This is a genomic window from Streptomyces sp. NPDC058964 (assembly GCF_042741275.1).
Classification (GTDB): domain Bacteria; phylum Actinomycetota; class Actinomycetes; order Streptomycetales; family Streptomycetaceae; genus Streptomyces.
In genome coordinates this window covers 1-3,961 of sequence record NZ_JBHYKH010000682.1, presented here as the reverse complement: position 1 = coordinate 3,961, position 3,961 = coordinate 1, and the positions used below count along the sequence as shown (strand labels likewise).

The following is a 3,961-nucleotide window of genomic DNA, read 5'->3' as shown; positions in this document are numbered from 1 at the left end:
GGCGCGGCTTGACCTCCGGCTCCTCCGTGGCCTGCGCCGGAATCCCGGCGGTCACCACGGCGGCGGTCTTGCGGGTCCGACGCGCGGGCTTCGCCTCGGCGGTGTCCACGGCCGTCTCGGCGGCGGCTGCCGTCTTGCGGGTGCGACGGGGCTTGGCCTCGGTGGCCTCGGCGGTGTCCACCGCGGTCTCGGCGGCGGCTGCCGTCTTGCGGGTGCGCCGGGGCGTGGCGAGGGCGGCCTCGGCGGTGTCCACCGCGGTCTCGGCGGCGGCTGCCGTCTTGCGGGTGCGGCGCGGCTTGGCCTCGGCGGTCTCCGTGGCTGCCTCGGTGGCGGCGGCGGTCTTCCGCGTGCGGCGCGGCTTGGCCTCGGTGGCCTCGGCGGTGTCCACGGCCGTCTCGGCGGCGGCTGCCGTCTTGCGGGCGCGGCGGGGCCTGGTCGCCGGGGCGGCCTCTGCGGTGCCCTCGGCCGTGGCGACCACGGTCTCGGCGGTCCCGGTCGGCTCCGCGGCCTTGCGCGTGCGGCGGCGCGGCTTGGCTTCCGGTGCCTCCGCGGGCGCCGGGGGAGCGGTGGCCACCGGCGTCTCGGGCTCGGCCACGACCTCGGCCGTGGTCTCGGCCTGCGTCACCGGCCGCTCCGCCGACTTGCGGGTACGGCGGCGGCGCGGCTTCTCCGGGGTCTCGACCGCGGCAGGACCTTCCGCCGTGGTCACAGCGGCCTCGGCGGCCTCGGTCACCACGGTCTCGGTTGCAGCCACGGGCCGCTGTTCCGCCGACGCCCCGCCGCGAGTGCGGCGGCGACGGCGCGGGGTGCGGGTGGACGTCGGCTCCTCGGCCGTGACGGCCTCGGCGGCCGGGGACGTCGAGTCGACGGGTGTCGTACCGGCCGTGGAGTCCACGGCCGCTCCGCCGCGCGTGCGGCGGCGACTACGCGGCGTACGCGCCGGACGCTCGCGCTCCGTGGAACGGGCCTCACCACGGCCCCCACGGCCGCGCGCACCGCGGCCGCCCGGCTCGCCCAGGTCCTCCACCTCCTCCGCGTCGAGCCCGGCACGGGTGCGCTCGGAACGCGGCAGGACACCCTTGATGCCCGCGGGGATGTTCAGGTCCTCGAAGAAGTGCGGCGACGTGGAGTACGTCTCCACCGGGTCGTTGAAGTCCAGCTCCAGCGCCTTGTTGATCAGCTGCCAGCGCGGGATGTCGTCCCAGTCGACGAACGTGACCGCCGTACCCTTCGCGCCCGCGCGGCCCGTACGGCCGACGCGGTGCAGGTACGTCTTCTCGTCCTCGGGCGACTGGTAGTTGATGACGTGGGTCACGCCCTCGACGTCGATGCCGCGGGCGGCGACGTCGGTGCAGACGAGGACGTCCACCTTGCCGTTGCGGAAGGCGCGCAGCGCCTGCTCACGGGCGCCCTGGCCCAGGTCGCCGTGGACCGCGCCGGAGGCGAAGCCGCGACGCTGGAGCTGCTCGGCGATGTCGGCGGCCGTGCGCTTGGTGCGGCAGAAGATCATCGCCAGGCCGCGGCCCTCGGCCTGCAGCAGACGGGCGATCATCTCCGGCTTGTCCATGGAGTGCGCGCGGTAGACGAACTGCTTGATGTTCGCGACGGTCGCGCCCTGGTCGTCCGGCGCGGTGGCGCGGATGTGGGTGGGCTGCGACATGTAGCGGCGCGCGAGACCGATGACCGCGCCCGGCATGGTCGCCGAGAACAGCATGGTCTGGCGCTTCGCCGGAAGCATGTTGACGATCTTCTCGACGTCGGGCAGGAAGCCCAGGTCGAGCATCTCGTCGGCCTCGTCGAGCACCAGGCACTTGACGTGGTTCAGGTTCAGCTTCTTCTGGCCCGCGAGGTCCAGGAGGCGGCCCGGGGTGCCGACGACCACGTCGACGCCCTTCTTGAGGGCCTCGACCTGAGGCTCGTAGGCCCGGCCGCCGTAGATCGCGGTGACGCGCACGTTGCGCACCTTGCCCGCGGTCAGCAGGTCGTTGGTGACCTGCGTGCACAGCTCGCGCGTGGGGACGACGACGAGCGCCTGCGGGGCGTCGGTGAGCGACTCGGGGCGGGCGCGGCCGGCCTCGATGTCGGCGGGAACGGTCACGCGCTCGAGGAGCGGAAGGCCGAAGCCCAGCGTCTTGCCGGTGCCGGTCTTGGCCTGGCCGATGACGTCGTTGCCCGCGAGGGCGACGGGGAGCGTCATCTCCTGGATGGGGAAGGGGTTGATGATGCCGACGGCTTCGAGGGCCTCGGCGGTCTCGGGAAGGATCCCGAGTTCTCGGAACGTCGTAGTCAGGGTGCTGCCTCTTCTGTGAGTCGCGGCGCGAGGCGAGCGCGGGGGTCTTGACGGACCGTGCCGGGGGACGTCGGCTGCCTTACGGTCAAACCACTCGGGCAAGCCGTATGGCACGGGACCACTGCCGACGCTCTAGCGCTCGTACCGCTGAGGGTGTCCCTCCGGTTGTCGTACGCACTGCGCGTACGGCCAGGAGGGCTGTCGGGTCGGAGCCGATCGGGCCACCGACCGGGCATCCTCATACGTGCGGCCTGTCGAGGTACGACGTCCATTTACGACCACGTACCAGCAGGCGCATTACCACCATACCCCGGAAACTCGCACACGTGATGGCCGAATTGGTCACGTACTCGTCGTCACACTGGTTGACCAGGGGCTTCCGAGGGGCGGCGGGCGGGCTATTGTGCGCTTCATGACGAGCTCTGACAAGCCTCACACCGCCCCCGAGGAAGCCTCGCCCGAGGCCACCGGAGTCGCCGCCCAGGACTGGGCGAAGGCCTCCACCGACCCGCAGTACCGCGCCGCGGTCGTGGATCTGCTCGGCGCACTCGCCTACGGGGAGCTTGCGGCGTTCGAGCGGCTCGCGGAGGACGCCAAGCTGGCGCCCACGCTGGCGGACAAGGCGGAGCTGGCCAAGATGGCCTCGGCCGAGTTCCACCACTTCGAGCAGCTGCGGGACAGGCTCACCGAGATCGGCGAGGAGCCCACCCAGGCCATGGAGCCCTTCGTCGCGGCCCTCGACGGCTTCCACAGGCAGACGGCGCCCTCGGACTGGCTGGAAGGCCTGGTCAAGGCGTACGTCGGTGACTCGATCGCCAGCGACTTCTACCGGGAGGTCGCGGCCCGTCTGGACTCGGACACGCGCGAACTCGTCCTGGCCGTCCTGGACGACACCGGACACGCCGGCTTCGCCGTCGAGAAGGTGCGCGCCGCGATCGACGCGGACCCGCGCGTGGGCGGCCGTCTCGCCCTGTGGGCGCGGCGTCTCATGGGTGAAGCGCTCTCGCAGTCGCAGCGTGTGGTCGCCGACCGTGACGCGCTGTCCACGATGCTCGTGGGCGGCGTCGCGGACGGCTTCGACCTCGCCGAGGTCGGCAGGATGTTCTCCCGTATCACCGAGGCCCACACGAAGCGGATGGCGGCGCTTGGGCTGGCGGCCTAGGGGTTACCGGCCCCTACGCCGGGGCTGATCGTCGGCGGAGTCTCCCGGCCGGTCGCAGCAGCAGCGACAGCGAGGCCGCGGAGACCACCGCCGCGCCGAGGAGGCTCAGCAGGAGCGGGCCGGGGCCCAGTGCGCTGTGTGTGACGAAGTCACCGAAGAGGGCGCCGGCGACGCCCGTGCAGAACACCAGCGGACGGGCGGGCAGCCGACGCGAGAAGCGGTGCACCGCGGTCCAGGCCAAAACGGCGCCGAGCAGCGTGGAGCCGAGAGCTTCCAGGATCATGACGCGGTCCCTCCCACATGGCCGACCCGCGCTTCGCGGTCGTAGCCCGTCATACCCGTGACCTGCGGAATGCAATCCTCCCCTGTGGGTGACTTGTGCTCCGCCCGTGGAGATCGTTCACACCGTTCCATGCGGAAGGGGGCCCCGGGGCCCCTGCGCCCCCCGCCCCCGCGCGACGCGCGGACACAAACGCCCCGAGACCCACCCAGCCGGGGCAGGCGGCCCG

The 3,961-nt window shown here is 72.7% G+C and carries 3 protein-coding genes; 1 reads left to right on the top strand and 2 read right to left on the bottom strand.

Translation table 11 applies throughout. The features are described 5' to 3' along the window. A partial coding sequence (locus ACFW2E_RS42920; protein WP_384476437.1) for a DEAD/DEAH box helicase occupies positions 1-2,197 on the bottom strand: 2,197 nt, incomplete at its 3' end. A gap of 496 nt (positions 2,198-2,693) precedes the next feature. On the opposite strand from ACFW2E_RS42920, the gene ACFW2E_RS42915 reads away from it, so the two are divergent. Next, a complete protein-coding gene (locus ACFW2E_RS42915; protein WP_384476434.1) occupies positions 2,694-3,452 on the top strand; it encodes a ferritin-like fold-containing protein in 759 nt (252 codons plus the stop codon). A 13-nt stretch (positions 3,453-3,465) separates the two neighbouring features. Here the strand turns inward: ACFW2E_RS42915 and ACFW2E_RS42910 are convergent, their stop codons facing one another. Further along, complete coding sequence (locus ACFW2E_RS42910) at positions 3,466-3,735, bottom strand: hypothetical protein (RefSeq protein ID WP_384476431.1); 270 nt, start codon at positions 3,733-3,735, stop codon at positions 3,466-3,468. Positions 3,736-3,961 lie beyond the last annotated feature (226 nt).

Coding starts and splice junctions, on each gene's coding strand:
- ACFW2E_RS42910 (WP_384476431.1), bottom strand. CDS start 3,735: ATGATCCTGGAAGCTCTCGGCTCCACGCTGCTCGGCGCCGTTTTGGCC.